The organism is Coprococcus sp. AM11-30B, from assembly GCF_027674365.1.
Taxonomy (GTDB): domain Bacteria; phylum Bacillota; class Clostridia; order Lachnospirales; family Lachnospiraceae; genus Allocoprococcus; species Allocoprococcus comes.
In genome coordinates, this window is record NZ_JAQDVB010000038.1 from 1 (window position 1) to 14545 (window position 14545).

General features: G+C 41.4%; 11 protein-coding genes and 1 tRNA gene. 3 read left to right on the forward strand and 9 right to left on the reverse strand.

Annotated elements, in window-relative coordinates; all coding sequences use genetic code 11:
* Positions 1-143: 143 nt before the first annotated feature.
* The 7 genes from citG to PGU50_RS17325 form a co-directional block, all read right to left on the reverse strand.
* Positions 144-1022, reverse strand: coding sequence for a triphosphoribosyl-dephospho-CoA synthase CitG (citG, locus tag PGU50_RS17295; RefSeq protein ID WP_118218726.1), 879 nt, complete (start codon positions 1020-1022; stop codon positions 144-146).
* Between the two features lie 23 nt (positions 1023-1045).
* On the reverse strand, positions 1046-2593 hold the full coding sequence (citF, locus tag PGU50_RS17300) for a citrate lyase subunit alpha (protein ID WP_117558150.1): 1548 nt from the start codon (positions 2591-2593) through the stop codon (positions 1046-1048).
* A gap of 1 nt (position 2594) precedes the next feature.
* On the reverse strand, positions 2595-3494 hold the full coding sequence (locus PGU50_RS17305) for an aldolase/citrate lyase family protein (protein ID WP_270247582.1): 900 nt from the start codon (positions 3492-3494) through the stop codon (positions 2595-2597).
* Complete coding sequence (gene citD, locus PGU50_RS17310) at positions 3494-3793, reverse strand: citrate lyase acyl carrier protein (RefSeq protein ID WP_117558146.1); 300 nt, start codon at positions 3791-3793, stop codon at positions 3494-3496. The genes PGU50_RS17305 and citD overlap by 1 nt, the downstream gene beginning before the upstream one ends.
* A gap of 65 nt (positions 3794-3858) precedes the next feature.
* Positions 3859-5145: an SLC13 family permease gene (locus PGU50_RS17315; RefSeq protein WP_270247583.1), complete on the reverse strand. Its 1287-nt coding sequence runs from the start codon at positions 5143-5145 to the stop codon at positions 3859-3861.
* Positions 5138-6301, reverse strand: a complete 1164-nt coding sequence (locus PGU50_RS17320; protein ID WP_117558142.1) for a 2-methylaconitate cis-trans isomerase PrpF family protein — start codon at positions 6299-6301, stop codon at positions 5138-5140. Before PGU50_RS17320 ends, PGU50_RS17315 begins: the two co-directional genes overlap by 8 nt.
* Before the next feature lie 20 nt (positions 6302-6321).
* Positions 6322-8589, reverse strand: coding sequence for a hydratase (locus tag PGU50_RS17325; RefSeq protein ID WP_270247586.1), 2268 nt, complete (start codon positions 8587-8589; stop codon positions 6322-6324).
* A gap of 350 nt (positions 8590-8939) precedes the next feature.
* Here PGU50_RS17325 and PGU50_RS17330 point away from each other — a divergent pair, with 350 nt between their 5' ends.
* Both PGU50_RS17330 and PGU50_RS17335 read left to right on the forward strand, forming a co-directional pair.
* Entirely contained in the window at positions 8940-9887 is a 948-nt protein-coding gene (locus PGU50_RS17330; RefSeq protein ID WP_117558138.1) for a LysR family transcriptional regulator, read from the forward strand.
* 120 nt (positions 9888-10007) lie between these two features.
* Positions 10008-10082 (forward strand) — tRNA-Pro (locus tag PGU50_RS17335).
* Positions 10083-10196: 114 nt separating this feature from the next.
* Here PGU50_RS17335 and PGU50_RS17340 read toward each other — a convergent pair.
* Entirely contained in the window at positions 10197-10769 is a 573-nt protein-coding gene (locus PGU50_RS17340; protein WP_270247587.1) for an HD domain-containing protein, read from the reverse strand.
* A 291-nt stretch (positions 10770-11060) separates the two neighbouring features.
* Positions 11061-12293 carry a replication initiation protein gene (locus PGU50_RS17345; RefSeq protein ID WP_173826158.1) on the reverse strand — a complete coding sequence of 411 codons (1233 nt, stop codon included), beginning with the start codon at positions 12291-12293 and terminating at the stop codon, positions 11061-11063.
* 822 nt (positions 12294-13115) lie between these two features.
* Between PGU50_RS17345 and PGU50_RS17350 the strand changes: the two genes are divergently transcribed.
* The gene (locus tag PGU50_RS17350) at positions 13116-14483 is read left to right on the forward strand and encodes a sodium-dependent transporter (RefSeq protein ID WP_270247588.1); all 1368 of its coding nucleotides are present in this window, start codon (positions 13116-13118) and stop codon (positions 14481-14483) included.
* Positions 14484-14545 lie beyond the last annotated feature (62 nt).

Sequence of the window (14545 nt, forward strand, 5' to 3'; positions counted from 1 at the left end):
ATTACCTTGACCAGACTTTCACTGGCAAGCTGATAACAGCTTGCAGAACACACGACTTTAACCCGTTAGAAACGTGCGCCGCTAGGCGCACACGGCAAAAATCGCCAGCTTTCACGCTGACGATTTTCTACTGCATAAGTCCTTTATTCCATTCTCTCACTCTTAATAAAATGCAGAAACCAGCTAACTGCAAGAAGATCAGCGGAACCTCCCGGAGAAATATTATTTCTGATAAATTCTTCATCCAGTGCTTCTATTATGGCAGTTGACAGAATCTGGTTTCCACTGATCAGTTTCTGCAGTCGCTTCCGGATCCGCATACAGGTCAGATAATCAGATCTGGTAATCAGATTCGTATCGACTGTTGCAGTAATCAGGTGCAGCAAAGTAATACTTCCGGCTCTGTCAAATGAATACCCTTTATCTAAAAGTCCTTCCAGAACAGGCAGACCTTCTTTGCGAACCGACGGGAACCCTGTCATCACTTCTCCACGGATTCCTTTAATTCCGTATTTTCGGTAGAAGCGACATCCAGCGGTATCCGGCTTATCCCCCATCGTTTCAAAAAAGTATTCCATCGGAACTTTCGTCATATGGATGCATTCCTCTATCAGCGCTTCAGGACACAATTCTTTTCCATTACCTCTTACTCTTCCTGCCGCTCCGCATAGAATTCCAAGCGAAAAGATTGCTCCTTTGTGCGTATTCACATTTTTCGTCACACGGTACATCGCAGCTTCGGCAGCTTTTCCAATTTCCTGTAGCTCAAAAAATGTTTCTTCCGGTTTTGCAGAAGACAAAAGTATTCCAGTTTCAACCATTTCGCAAAAATATGGAGTCAGTGACACCGCGCTGTTCAAAAATGTATAAAAATCCATATCTTGATGGGAACCTGCATTTGCTCTGTCGACCAGTCCCGGCTTCGGCGTAACCGACACTTCGTATAACAGTGCCCTTGTTGCAAATTCCGCAATGCGATCTGTAAATTGTATTTTAAATCCTTCTTCCCTTTGTTTCACCATTACTGCACCTTTTTCTGCTTTCCCTACTCCGCTACTTCCCGGACAACATCCATGATCGTACCATCACGACCTTCAATGATTCCGACTACTCTCTCTCCGAATTTAACCGGCTGCGGAGTCCCTACAATGTCATAGGCAATGTCACGCAGTTCTTCGATTGTCTTAAGCGGTACACAGTCTGCTTCTTTCAGACATTTCAGAAGATCTTGTCTTGCCGGATTGACTGCCACACCATAATCTGTCACCACCACATCAATACTTTCTCCTGGTGTCGTAACCGTTGTAACATCCGTACAGATTGCCGGAATCCTGCCCTGCAGAAGCGGACAGATCACAATCGTACATTTTGCTCCCTGTGCTGCATCCGGATGTCCCCCCTGTGCACCTGTGATCATTCCATCCGATCCCACAACTACATTACAATTGAAATGCGTATCTACTTCCAGTGCAGCAAGTACAACATAGTCCAGTTTATTTACAAAACAGCCTTTATTAAATGGATTTGCATAAGCACCGGCACTAATCCTATGATGATTTGGCCGTTTTACAGAATTTACCGCAAAAAGATCAAAATCCTGTGTATCCAGAAGCTTTCCAACCAGTCCCGCATCCAGCATATCTACCATACCTTTACTCATTCCGCCTACTGCGAATCCCATTTTGATACCACGCTCTTCCATGATCTTTGCAAGCGAAGCAGCGGAAGCAATCGATGCTCCTCCAACACCAGTCTGATAAGAAAATCCATCTTTAAAATACGGAGTATTTACAACAACCTGTGTACAGTAATCTGCCATCATCAGCTTTCTTGTATCTGTCGTTGGTTTTGCGGCCCCCGTTGCAATTTTTTCCGGAATTCCAATCGCATCGACTACACATACATAGTCTACACGTGTCATCGCAATATCTGCCGGGAAATTCGGGAATGGAACCAGGCAATCTGTTACTGCTACTACCTTGTTTGCATGCTGTCCGTCAACAAAAGAATACGACAAAACACCACAATCACTCTTTCCGCCAATTCCTTTACAGTTTCCATAATCATCGCAGGTAGGTGCCCCGATAAAGGAAATATCGATCGTAGTTTCTCCACTCTGGATTGCACGTACACGTCCTCCATGGGAGCGCATGATCGCAAGTCCTTTCAATTTCCCATGAGAAATAGTATCTCCGATTTTTCCACGTACTCCGGAAGATTCAATTCTGGTGATCGTTCCATCTTCAATATACTCGATCAGAGGATCATGTGCTTTTCCCAAAGAACTGGCACAGATGGTGACATCCTTGATTCCCATATCATGTACTTCTTTCATGACCATATTCACCACCAGATCCCCTTCGCGGAAATGATGATGAAATCCAAGTGTCATTCCATCATGAGCACCACATTTCTCCAACGCTTCCCTGATTGAAGCCACCATCTTGCTCGTATTGTGATCGATAACCGGCTTTACGATCGGTCCCTGTTTTCTATATTCAACACCTTCTTTATAATTATTTCCCTGAAATGGTTCTTTTCCTGTGATTTCTAAGATCTCATCTGGAATTTCACGCCCTACTGCATTTAACATCTTAGCATTCCTCCTTTAAAACACCTGAAGCTTTTGCCAGTTCAATCGTTCGTTTTGCTCCATCATAGAACGCAATATCGATCATTTTCCCATCTACTGTAAATACACCAATGCCAAGTGCTTTCTTTTCATCAATTTCCTTTACTACCTTCTGCGCAAAAATAATTTCCTTCTGGCTTGGAGTATAAATTTTGTGAACCGGCGCAATTTGTCTCGGATTAATAATTGATTTTCCGTCAAATCCCATCAGATGAATCGTCTCCGCATCTTTTATAAAGCCTTCCATATCATCAAGATCCGTATATACTGTATCAAAACACTGTACACCTGCCGCTCTGGCAGCAATGATCATATGTTGTCTTGCTCCCATCAGTTCCACACCCGTTCCGGTAATATGGGTCTGCAGATCCTTCGTATAATCTCCCCCTGAAAGCGCAATACCAAATAATCGATCCGATGCTTTGCAGATATCAAGCGCGTTTAATACTCCTTTGGCTGATTCCAGAGCTGCCATGATCAGGACTTTTCCCGGTTCAACACCAAATTCTTTTTCTGCCTCTTCCACTGCTTTTTCTACTTTTTTAACATCTTCTGCCGTCTCTGTCTTTGGAATACGGATTCCATCAGCTCCACCTGCAACTGCACAACGGATATCCTCTTCCCAAAGGTCAGAATCCAGTCCATTAATACGGACAATACATTCAATTCCTCTGTAATTGATCTCTTTTAATGCATGAAAAAGCGAAAATCTTGCTGAATCTTTTTCTTTTTCCGCAACCGCGTCTTCCAGATCTAGCATAATCGAATCCGGCTTATAAATATACGGATCTTTGATAAGTCCCGGCTTCTGTGCATTCAAAAACATCATGGTACGTCTTAATCTTTTCTTATTCGGATTCATTATCTGATCACACCTCCCCATGGAAGATTTTTCTTCTGTCCCACACTTCTGTATACTGCACATTCCACACGCGCTTTGATCGTACAGTCAAGTGCTCCTTTATCTACAATACGGATATTTACATCATTTACTTCCAGCCTTTCCAGTGTTTCTTTTACTACCTTCTGGATCTGTTCCCCGAACTGATTCATCACAGCGCTTTCAAGGTTCATCGTAATTGTTCCATTTCCAGGCTCTACAGTCACCATACAGTCACTGGACTCCAGAGTTCCTGCTATTGCCGGTTTTTCAATCTTCATCCTAGTTTCCTCCTCGTTATTTATCTGATTTTACAGGGAGCATATTTTTAACTGCTCCCTGTTTTTTAATAGAATAATCCTCCAAGATTAAATACTCCTAATGCAGAAAGTAGTACATTCAGGAGTACATTGGCAACGGAAAGTAAAAACAATGTTTTAAACATCTTGTTTAGTTCCTCATTCGTTGTCTCTCTCGCTGCCGAATAGGAAGACATAATGATCGCACCACCTGTAGAAAGCGGGCTGATTGCTGCTGCAAATGAAGTAGCGGTAATCGCAGAAATAATTTCTACATAATTTGCACCTCCAAATGTTTTACATACATCTGCCGCGATTGGGAAGAGTGTCGGCATAACAACTCCTGTTGTAGAACTTACCCACGAAAGGATTCCTGAAGTCGCTGCCAGAATCGGGGTTGCTGTATGTTCATTCATAAATCCGGTCAGGAAATCTGAAATCATTGTAATTCCACCTAATGTATCAATCACATTGATCAGCACACCTACTCCACAGATAAATACCAGTGTTCCCCACGGGATTCCTTTGATTGCCTTCTTCTCATCTACTGCTCCGAGAAGGATCAGCACTGCTGCCGCTGCGAAGGCAAAAAGCCCGGTATCTAATTTAAATCCGATACAGCATATTACCATTACAATAATCGCAATGATCGTCAGCCACTGGTCTCTGTTAAATTTCGGGATATCTGAAAGCTTCAGCGGATTATCTGCTTTTACTTTATAGCCTTTGTAGATCACATATACAACCAGTGTAAAAATAAATCCGGAAAGCAATGTCGATAAAAACAAATGCAATCCAAACCCACTGTATCCAAGTGGCTCTGAAAGATTTTTTGCCAGCACACCTGTAAGCGAAAGCACGGATGCACATCCTGCATTTGCGCCCAGTTTTGCATAAAGTGCTGTCGCCATCGGATTAATATCCATTTCAAAAGCAAGGTACATTGCAAATGTTGTCATCAAAATACCTGCTGCAATATGTCCCGGTCCGATTGCTGAAATAAAAGCCGAAAGGAAGAACATCAGAATCGGAATCAGAACCGTATGTTTTCCTACTAATGCAACAATTTTCTTTGAAAAAAGCTCCAACGTTCCGTTATTCGATGCCATACCAAATAAAAAGGTAACTCCAACCAATGTTACAAACATGGAACTGCTGAATCCTGCTGCAATCTCTTTTGCAGACATCCCGCCTACTGTTCCCAAAAAGAATGCAACACCAATTGATAAAAAACCAAGATTTACTTTTTTGATAAAGCCAATTGCCACTACGATCACAAGTACAATCAGCGAAATAATAGAAAGGTTCATCGTTTTACCCCGTAGTTTATTCATTGAAACAATTTCTCACAGTGCCATCCATGATCAGATTTGCGGTACGGAAACCAAATGTGTCCTGGATATCCAGTTTTTCATCGCTCTCCCGATAATCTACACCACATTCCAGAATACCTCCCGGATGTCCGATCCGGATAAACTGTGTATCAATGTCATCTGCACACACCTGATTTACAATACTTCCTTTTACAACCACTGCCGCTGCCGTACACATTGCACCGGTCATCGCATAACTCGGATGCGTCTTTTGCATAGACATCATTCTTGAAAGAAGATCAATTTCTTCTTTTTTTATCTCTTTTCCCTCCATGTTGACATAATTTTCCGGTTTCGCTACAAAAGTCATCTTTGGAATTCCCGGTGTCTCCCATGCTGATTTTGTATAATCATCAATGAGTCCCAGCTTAACAGCCGCCATTCCTCTTATCTTTTCCAGAAGCTCCAGCTTCTCCGAATCTGCATTCAATTCATCCGGAAGCTCTTTTCCGGTAAGTCCAAGATCCTTTGCTCTTGCAAATACCAGTGGGTTTGCTGCGTCAATGATCGATACTTCTACCGTGCCAAATCCAGGAACTTCCAGTACATCAACCGCATGTCCGGTCGGTAACAGACCTTTTTCCAGGGTTCCGGCCGGATTCACAAATTTCAGCCGAATCGGAGAGGCTGTTCCCGGGACTCCGGCAATGCTGAAATCTCCGTCATATACAACTTTGCCATTTTGGGTTTTTACATCTGCCACAATCATCTTACCTGTATTCGTATTGTAAATTCTTACAGGTGTTGTTTCTTCCTTTACATCTACCAGACCTTTCTCAATTGCAAATGGTCCGACTCCGGAAGAAATATTTCCACAGTTTCCTTTATAACTGACGATTGGTTTATCTACCGATACCTGTGCAAATGTATAATCCACATCCGCATCTGCTCTTTCAGATTTATTTACAATTGCAACTTTACTTGTAACAGACTGAGATCCGCCAAGTCCGTCAATCTGCTTTTTGTCCGGACTTCCCATCATTTTCAGGAGTATTGCATCCCATTTTTCACATTCTTCCGGCAAGTCACTTTTCAGAAGATAGACTCCTTTACTGGTCCCCCCTCGAATGATCATAGCTGGAATATTCTTACCGTTATTTTTCTTTTCCTGAGCCATCTGTATTTTTAAAACCCTTTCTACCTTTCCTTTAGTTTGCGGTTATAGTTGATCAGTGAACCGCAGCGGATGATTTCTTTTTCTTCATCCGTAAGTGGTTCAATCGCCAGTGAAAGCGGACGGATTTCCTCTCCGATCACATATGCCTTTATTTCTTTCATATCTGTATCCAGAGCCTTTTTGATATCCGGGACAAAAATATAATCATCATCTGCGAAATCCGGCTCTACATTTAAAACAAACGGAACCATTCCCCAGTTGATCAGGTTCGAGCGATATCTCTTGGTTGCATATTCAACCGTAATATTTGCGCCACCCAGAAGAACTCTCTGGCAGGATGCTGCCTGTTCTCTTGCAGATCCATCCCCTGGTTTTACCGCATAAATCGTGCTGGAAAGATCAATGGTCTGGTCATCTATCTTTTCATATCCATGGATAGAGTGGATTTTTTCAAGAATCTTCTGTACCTCTTTCGGACATCCTCCGTTTTTCCGTTCCTTTTCATAATTCATGACAACCTTGGCTTTTCCAACGTACTCCGGCACTCTCCTGCTTAATGTAAACTCAGCAAGCCCCATTGGATTGGAACGGAAAGATCCGGTCTCTCCTGATGGAATCAGTTCATCCGTTGTTGTAACCGGATCTGTAATATATGCACACACTTTCAAAAGCATATGGTCATTCAGTTCTGGAAGCTCCGGCCAGTCCTTGATATTCGGTCCACATACCAGTTCTTCATCCGGGTCTTCTTTTTTAAATCCCTGATAAACTCTCTGTTCATATGCAATTGGATCATAAACATATTCTGGGCACTCATATTCATATCCAAGTTCATCTGCCGCAGTGATTCTTCCGCCGTTTGCTGCAGTTGCTGCGATCGAACGAGCATCCATAAGTGCCACACTTGCAAGCTGTCCATTTCCCGGTTTTGAGCCTTCCCGATTCGGAAAGTTTCTGGTCGTATGACGGACGGCAAGCTGTCCATGTGCCGGTGTATCTCCCGCTCCAAAACAAGGGCCGCAGAAAGCGGTACGGATCGTTGCTCCTGATGCGATCAGTTTTTCAATGGCACCTTTACGGACCAGATCCATCATAACTGCCTGGGAACTCGGATAAACGCTTAAATTAAATACATCCTGTCCGGTACCTTTACCATCCAGAAGATAAGCAGCTTCCATAATATTGGAATACGTGCCTCCAGAACATCCTGCGATTGTTCCCTGATCCGCATATAAAGCTCCCTCATGCACCTTTTCCCAAAGATTCAGGTGAAGATCCGGATTCTTGATCAGTTTCTTTGCATCCTCTTCCACTTCATGAAGGATCTCATCCATATTTGCATTCAGTTCACGGATCTCATATCCATTGGACGGATGGAACGGAAGTGCGATCATACTGTGAATCTGTGACAGATCGATATAAATACAACCGTCATAATATGCTGTCTCTTTTGGCTCCAGCTTTTTATAATCTTCTCCTCTTCCATGTACTTTCAGAAACTGTTCTGTGTCTTCATCCGTTCTCCAGATAGAAGACAGACAAGTTGTTTCTGTTGTCATAACATCGATTCCATTTCTGTAATCGGTACTCATAGAAGATACTCCAGGACCTACAAATTCCATTACTTTATTTTTTACATATCCATTTTTGAAAACGGCCGTTACAATTGCGATCGCAATATCCTGCGGTCCGATTCCCGGATTTGGTTTTCCATCCAGATAAACGGCGATTACTTCCGGATACTTCACATCCCATGTCTGTTCAAGAATCTGTTTTACCAGTTCTCCTCCGCCTTCTCCAACCGCCATCGTTCCAAGTGCGCCGTATCTTGTATGGGAATCCGATCCAAGAATCATTTTTCCACCGCCCGCCATGGTCTCTCGCATATACTGATGGATAACTCCCATATGCGGTGGCAGATAAATTCCGCCATATTTTTTTGCTGCTGTAAGTCCAAATACATGATCATCTTCGTTAATCGTTCCTCCTACTGCACAAAGACTGTTATGACAGCAGGTAAGCACATACGGAAGTGGAAATTTTTCGACTCCCGAGGCTCTGGCTGTCTGAATAATTCCAACATAAGTCAGGTCATGACTGGTGATCGCATCAAATTTAATCTTCAAATTCTCTTTGTCTTCTCCTATATTATGCGCCTGCAAAATATCATAGGAAATCGTTCCGGTTTTGTACTGTTCTTTTTTATCCTGAAGTTCTTTTCCCGCTTCATCTTCCGGAACAATTGTTGTTCCATTTAAAAGAAATACTCCTGAATCATATAATTTCATGACATCTGTTTCCTTTCATCTGTTTCATTCCATTCACACTGGCCAGTCTTTTTCTATCTCTTAGATATCTTTGACCTTATTGTATATCTCAAAATACAATGTGTAAAGTTCATGTTTTTCATTTTTTCTATTCATAAAAGCTATAATAATGTGTATTTTATCCAATACAATCAATATAAATATATATATTTGTTACAAATTTAGATTAAAAATACATTTTTCGAAGCAAAAAGTAATCATTCCTTTTTTCATACTTTTTATGGTTTTTATGTTATTTATAGTTGTATCTTAACTATTTGCAATATATAATAGAAATTATATATAACATATCATCTAAAGGAGATCGTTTTATGGACTTTCGTGAATTAAACTATGTACTTGCTATAGAAAAATATCAGAATATAACAAAAGCGGCCGACTCACTTTATGTAAGCCAGCCGACTTTAAGTAAATTTTTGATGAATCTTGAAAATACACTCGGACAAAAATTATTCCGAAAACTTGGAAATAAATATATTCTCACCTATGCTGGTGAGCAATATGTAAAAACTGCAAAAGAGATTCTGATGCTGAAATCCAATCTCGATATACAGCTTGCAGATATTCTGAAACGTGATGTAGGAGTTCTTAATGTTGCCTTTCCACGTATGCGCTGCATTTATATGCTTCCGGCAACGCTCCCTCTTTTTCAGCAGGAACACCCGAACATCAAAGTAAATGTTTTTGAAGGAAGTTCTGATGAAAATGACAAAAGACTTTTAGATGGAAAAGCGGAAATTGCATTTTACAGCAAACCTGACACACTCAACCCACAAATTGATTATGAGACTTTGAATAAAGAAGAACTCCTGATCTGTCTGTGTAAAAATCATCCTCTTGGTCGTTACGCACAGCCAAATCCTTCCAGCCGATATCCACGTTTGGATCCAATGCTTCTGCAAAATGAACTCATTCTTCAATTAATGCCAGAACAGCGAACCAGACAGCTCACCGATCGCTACTTTGCAAGTATCGGACTAAAATTCAAAAACTTCATGACAACCAGCAGCCTTCCGGCCATCATGGAACTGGTTTCTGTCGGATACGGTGCTGCCTTTATTTTTGAAACACACCTCATGCATCATACATTTTCTAAACCGATTGACTGCTATAGTTTCGGTGAACCAAAAACCGTATCTGATTTTGTAGTGGCACATCGCCACGGAGGATACCTTCCATCCTATGCACATGACTTTATCCGCATTGCAAGGGATCTGTTTGATACATCCAATGCCAGTGGCTTTACTTCTCTGGAATAGTTAAATTTAATAATTCTTTGTCTTATTCATTACATTTTACAGAATTAAAGAAACGAAACAGATTAAATCAAAAGAATGATTGAGATTTAAAACAATTTATACTATAATGAAATAACACTTCGGGGTATGGCTCAGCTTGGTCAGAGCGCACGGCTGGGGGCCGTGAGGTCGCAGGTTCGAATCCTGTTACCCCGATTTATAATTAAATTTTTACTTATCATATATAGAAAATAAGCCGGGACATTCGCCCCGGCTCAGCATGAATATGCAGTATTACATTTCCAATGCAACTATTATGAAAATTTTTTATTAGTCTTTCTGTTTGCTTTCTTCAATCTTCCGCTTGGAATCTTTCCTCACTTCATCCCGAAGCCTTTGGATATATTCCGTAAACTTACATTCTTCATTCCCATACGTCATCTGAAGATCATACTCCAACGGAATCCATGTCGAGATATCCGCCTCATTATGCTGGATCAGCGCCTCCAGCTTATCCAGTGATTTATAAAGCCTCGCCTCCTGTGTCTCCATCGCTTCCATCTCTTCAAATAATGCCTTCCATTCTGCACGGACCGGTTCCGGAAGTATATCCGTCAGCTGCTCCACCTTTTTATTCTCAACCTTTCGGTCTTTATCCGTCTTTTCAAATGCCGGAATATCTCCGGTGATCGCCTCACCCATATCATGGATCAGGCACATTTTTATCACCTTATCCATATCCAGCTTCGGAAATTCATCCCCAACCAGCATTGCCATCAAAGCCAGCCGCCAACTGTGCTCTGCCACACTCTCCAACCTGCCACTTGAAGTATACGAATGTCTGGTGTTACATTTCAGTTGTTCCGCTGTCTTTAAAAAATCCAGTAATCTTCTTATTTCCATAATCTTCTTCCGTTCCTCCATAATTTAATTTTCCATCATAAAATAAGACAATCGAGTAGGCTGACTCCTACTCGATTCGTATACTTTGTACACTATCTCGCTTAACAGCCAGGTGATGTACATTCGCCAAGTACAGATTCTTGTGCAAGCACAAATCTGTACTTGGCTCATCGTATACACAAAATCCCCGGGATGCTACCTGCCTCTTTGCAAATAGCATCCCAGGGACACATTCTTCCACTTAACTTGTGTACCATTTAGGTAATAACTCTGCTTTTCGCAGAAAATACCCTACTCTTTTTTCACTTTTTCGCGCTCTTCTATGTATTCCTGGTAAAGATCCAGCGTCATCTGCGCTTCTTCCAGCGTCTTTCCTTTGAACTTGGATACTTTTTCGTTCTCATACCACTTTTCTTCGATACATTTTCTGAGCCATCCGACCAGATTATTGATGTATGCCTGCTCCTGTGACAGCTTGAAAGCTTTCCGGATCACATCCGGCTGGTTATCGGATACCTGAAGCAGCACCTTGATCTCCTGGATTGTGATCGGTTCATTTCCAAAAATATCGGCAACTTCTAAAATCAGTTTTTCATTAACCGGAGTTTTCTTTGCAGCCAGTACATTTGGCGCAATCTCTTCGCCCTCTTCTTCTCCGGATGGCATACGCTGAAGGTCTGAATGATGGATACACTTCGGATTCTTCTTCACAAAGAAACGGATTCCTGTAACCTTTCCACCCTTCCCGCTCTTAACCGGCTCATAATCAAAGCAGATCTCGGAATACTCGGATTCTTCCAGCTCTTTTTTCGCAACTTCAAGTACTTTTCTACGGAAATTCCGCCAGTCTTCAAACGGTGCATCCTTAATCTCTGCAAGCGCTTCTTCAAAACGTCCCTGCTCAACAAGACGTTTTACTGCTTTAGATGCATTTGCATCAACTACATTCAGTGTAAATTTAAGCTCTGCGATCGTGTATGGATTCTTCGGCGGTCTCGGTACGATCAGCTGGTCACACTGTTCCCTGTCAAAACGATAATACTGGGTTCTCAGGATTTCGTAAACACGGGTTGTAAACAGGGATTTAAAAGAGCACAATACATCAAGACTCATACGGGTATAGTCTTTCTTCAAGTTATAGATATGAGGTTTCATCTCTTTAGTAAATCTGGTCGTAAACACGCCATCTCTATATTCACATTTATTCACTACATTGAACATGATGAAGTTCTCTTTTTCATCGTCCTCGATACTTACTACATGTCCCAATGTCTCTTTTGACACTTCTTTCAGACGGGAATAGATGGAGTTTCCTGTTATATGAAGATAATTTTTAACATCCTTGGTGGAAACCTTTGCGATCAGCTCACCGTCTTCTATATATGCTTTTGCGATTGCAATATTAAGAAGCTTTCTTTCAAATAATGATGTACTGGATTTACTTTCGATCAGCACATTGGAACGAGAGACCGTATCCCGGTCCAACAGTTGTTTCTCTTTTGGTTTTTTCTGTGTTTCCTTCATCGCTCATACCCCTTAATTGTTTTCTTCTGTATTATTGTGTACTTTTGAGGTGTATTAAAATCCCCTCTACACCCCATATAATCCCTTATTGTGTACCATTCGGGGTAACCAACCCCTTTATATTGGGGATTTGTGTACCAAAAAGGAACACCCTCCCCTAAAAAGTACCCCATAAAATGGGGTTTCTGTCTTTTTTTACGTTTTGTGTACGTTTAAGGTGTGTATTGTTCTTTTCGTGTACCATTAAGGTACCTTTTTTTAAAAAAATTGTGTACCAAAACGGTACGTCTAGGTTGATTATATACAAGAACCCCCCTCTTGTAAAGCCTTTTTTTAAATTTTTTCGACACTTGTGTACAGAAAAGGTAAAATCGCCAACCCTTCAAGTACACTGCGTAACCCCGCAAAGTAAACAACAATCCCCATATATGTACACCTCTTTGCCCTCTGAAGTAAACAACTTCCCCCGTTTCCGTACACAAAATATGCCCCGAAATGCGTCAACCACGGGCTTTTTCAGCCCTCCTAATATAAACAAAGAAATTTTAATAAGCTGTTGTTATCTTTAATATATATATACATGCAAATTTTTACCCCAAAAGGTACACATCTGGCGATTTTGTGTACTAAAAAGGGGAAAATTAAAATTATCAGGTGGTTTCGCCAATGAAAATATAAACAATCATAGACAATTTCCCAGTAATTCAGTATAATTCCTCTGTGGATATTCTGGAAAAAAGTTGTCCACAAGCTTGTCGAAAAATGGGGATAAGTATCATTTTGGCAAGTTATCCACAATTTAATAGAATGAGAGGATTTTTTATGCAACGAGAAAAATTTTCTTCAAGACTCGGATTCATCCTTATTTCTGCAGGATGTGCGATCGGTCTTGGTAATGTCTGGCGTTTTCCTTATATTGTAGGAAAATATGGTGGAGCAGCATTTGTTCTTATTTACCTTGCATTTTTACTGATTCTTGGACTTCCGATCATGGTAATGGAATTTTCTGTCGGAAGAGCCAGTAAAGTAAGTGCGGCGCTTTCCTTTGACCGTCTGGAGCCAAAAGGAACGAAATGGCATTGGTATAAGTTTGGAGCTATGGCCGGAAACTATCTGCTGATGATGTTCTACACAACAATTGCAGGCTGGATGGTCCAGTATTTCATTAAAATGGCGACTGGTGAATTTGAGGGAAAGGATACTGCAGCTGTTGCAGGTGTTTTTTCCGATATGCTTGCAAAACCCGGAACAATGACTTTCTTTATGATCATTGTTGTTGTTGGATGTTTTGCAATTTGTGGGATGGGGCTTCAAAATGGAGTGGAAAAGATCACAAAGGTTATGATGCTGCTTCTGCTTGCATTGATGGTGATCCTTGCAGCACGTTCTGTAACGCTTGATGGGGCTTCTGAGGGGCTTCGCTTCTACCTGGCACCGGATTTCCACAAAGTCGTGGAATATGGCTTATTTGACACGATTTTTGCCGCTATGGGACAGGCTTTCTTCACATTAAGCCTTGGAATCGGTGCAATTGCTATTTTTGGAAGCTATATCGACAAATCCCGCAGTCTTACAGGAGAAGCAGTCCTGGTAACACTTCTGGATACATTTGTTGCTTTGATCGCGGGTCTGATCATTTTCCCGTCATGCTTCGCATATGGGGTGGATCCGGGAGAAGGTCCGAGTCTGATCTTTATCACACTTCCGAATGTATTTAATTCCATGGCAGGCGGAAGAATCTGGGGAGCCTTATTCTTCTTATTTATGATTTTTGCTGCGGCATCGACCGTAATCGCCGTTTTTGAGAACATTTTATCCTTTGCTATTGATTTGACCGGATGCAGCCGGAAAAAGGCTGTAATCGTCAATATCGTGGTTGTGGCGGTACTTTCCATGCCTTGTGTTCTCGGATTTAATGTATGGAGTGGATTTATGCCGTTCGGAAAAGGTTCCGGAGTACTGGATCTGGAAGATTTCCTGGTAAGTAACAACCTGCTTCCACTTGGAAGTCTGATCTATCTTCTGTTCTGTACAAGCCGTTATGGATGGGGATGGAAGAACTTCCTGAAAGAAGCGGATACCGGAGAAGGATTGAAATTCCCGAAATGGGCGAAATTTTATGTAAGCTATATCCTGCCGCTGATTGTATTATTTATCTTTGTACAGGGATATATCAGTAAATTTATGTAGGATACTTAAATGAAAAACTAAATTCCAGCTGTGGATTATCTCAGTAACTATGCGGGATTAAA

What these genes read in the sequence shown, in the direction of transcription:
- citF (WP_117558150.1), bottom strand. Translation starts at nt 2,593, where the DNA reads ATGTTAAATGCAGTAGGGCGTGAAATTCCAGATGAGATCTTAGAAATC.
- PGU50_RS17330 (WP_117558138.1), top strand. Translation starts at nt 8,940, where the DNA reads ATGGACTTTCGTGAATTAAACTATGTACTTGCTATAGAAAAATATCAG.
- PGU50_RS17305 (WP_270247582.1), bottom strand. Translation starts at nt 3,494, where the DNA reads ATGAATCCGAATAAGAAAAGATTAAGACGTACCATGATGTTTTTGAAT.
- PGU50_RS17315 (WP_270247583.1), bottom strand. Translation starts at nt 5,145, where the DNA reads ATGAATAAACTACGGGGTAAAACGATGAACCTTTCTATTATTTCGCTG.
- PGU50_RS17320 (WP_117558142.1), bottom strand. Translation starts at nt 6,301, where the DNA reads ATGGCTCAGGAAAAGAAAAATAACGGTAAGAATATTCCAGCTATGATC.
- PGU50_RS17345 (WP_173826158.1), bottom strand. Translation starts at nt 12,293, where the DNA reads ATGAAGGAAACACAGAAAAAACCAAAAGAGAAACAACTGTTGGACCGG.
- citD (WP_117558146.1), bottom strand. Translation starts at nt 3,793, where the DNA reads ATGAAGATTGAAAAACCGGCAATAGCAGGAACTCTGGAGTCCAGTGAC.
- PGU50_RS17350 (WP_270247588.1), top strand. Translation starts at nt 13,116, where the DNA reads ATGCAACGAGAAAAATTTTCTTCAAGACTCGGATTCATCCTTATTTCT.
- citG (WP_118218726.1), bottom strand. Translation starts at nt 1,022, where the DNA reads ATGGTGAAACAAAGGGAAGAAGGATTTAAAATACAATTTACAGATCGC.
- PGU50_RS17325 (WP_270247586.1), bottom strand. Translation starts at nt 8,589, where the DNA reads ATGAAATTATATGATTCAGGAGTATTTCTTTTAAATGGAACAACAATT.
- PGU50_RS17340 (WP_270247587.1), bottom strand. Translation starts at nt 10,769, where the DNA reads ATGGAAATAAGAAGATTACTGGATTTTTTAAAGACAGCGGAACAACTG.